The sequence below is a fragment of the Pinisolibacter aquiterrae genome (assembly GCF_019160155.1).
In the GTDB taxonomy this organism is placed as follows: Bacteria; Pseudomonadota; Alphaproteobacteria; order Rhizobiales; family Ancalomicrobiaceae; genus Pinisolibacter; species Pinisolibacter aquiterrae.
Genome location: NZ_JAFNIH010000010.1, coordinates 1 through 1371, shown reverse-complemented (window position 1 = coordinate 1371; position 1371 = coordinate 1). Strand labels below are relative to the sequence as shown.

Below are 1371 nucleotides of genomic sequence, written 5' to 3'. Positions count from 1 at the left end.
GGTCGTGTCCCCGGGCGTGGTGTAGCTGACCAGTGGCCAGCGCGGCTCGCCGATATGGGCGGGCGGGATCAGGGCGCCATGTTGGGCAGCGCGACGGCGTGATCATCGCCGATGGCGGCGATGGTTTCCAGCGTCATGTAGCGGGATCGCTGGACGGCCCATTCGTCGTTCTGTTCGAGCAGGATTGCCCCGACGAGCCGGACGATTGCGTCTTCGTTGGGGAAGATGCCGACGACCTCGGTGCGACGTTTGATGTCGCCGTTGAGGCGTTCGAGAGGGTTGGTGCTGTGCAGCTTTGCCCGATGTTGGGCGGGGAAGCTCATGTAGGCGAGCACGTCGGCTTCTGCGTCATCCATCAACGTAGCGAGCTTGGCCATCTTCGGGCGGATCTGGTCTGCGACGCCGCGCCACTGCTGACGGGCGGCTTCGGCGTCGTTCTGGGCAAAGGCGGTGGCGATGAAGGCGGAGACGACGCGACGCCCGCTGCGACCGGCATGCGCCAAGGCGTTGCGCATGAAGTGGACGCGGCACCGTTGCCAAGTCGCCGTCAGCACCTTCGAGACCGAGGCCTTGATGCCCTCGTGCGCATCGGAGATCACCAGCTTCACGCCACGTAGACCACGGCGGGCGAGCTTGCGAAGGAAGGCGGTCCAGAACGTCTCGGCCTCCGAGGGCCCGATGTCCATGCCGAGCACCTCGCGCCGGCCGTCGGTGTTGACGCCGACCGCGACGATCACCGCGACCGAGACGATCCGCCCGTTCTGGCGGACCTTCAGGTAGGTGGCATCGATCCACAGATAGGGCCAATCCCCTTCGATCGGGCGATCGAGGAAGGCCTTCACCCGCACGTCGATCTCTTCGCACAGGCGACTGACCTGGCTCTTCGAGATGCCGCTCATGCCGAGCGACTTGACCAGATCGTCGACCGAGCGCGTCGAGATGCCCTGGATATAGGCCTCCTGGATGACGGCGGTCAGCGCCTTCTCCGCCATCCGACGGGGTTCGAGGAAGCCGGGGAAATAGCTGCCGGTGCGAAGGCGCGGAATGCGCAGCTCGACCGTCCCGGCCCGCGTCTCCCAGTCGCGTTCGCGGTAGCCGTTGCGTTGTGCCAGTCGGTCCGTGCTCTTCTCGCCCCACCCGGCCCCGGTTCGGGCGCCGATTTCCAATTCCATCAGGCGCTCGGCGGCAAAGCCGATCATCTCGCGCAGCACATCGGCGTCGGGGCTCTTCTCCACGAGCGTCCGCAGGCTCATCATCACGTCGGTCATCGGTGGTTCCTCGGTCAGGTTGGCTTTCGCAACTCCAACCATATCGACGTTCCGCCGATGACCACCTTCAACACCCAGCTACACCACGCCCGGGGACACGATC

Annotated in this window: 1 protein-coding gene; it reads right to left on the bottom strand. The window is 65.6% G+C overall.

The genetic code is table 11. The features are described 5' to 3' along the window. Nucleotides 1–68 precede the first annotated feature (68 nt). Nucleotides 69–1268: an IS256 family transposase gene (locus tag J3S89_RS02425; RefSeq protein ID WP_217925887.1), complete on the bottom strand. Its 1200-nt coding sequence runs from the start codon at nt 1266–1268 to the stop codon at nt 69–71. Between the last annotated feature and the right edge of the window lie 103 nt (nt 1269–1371).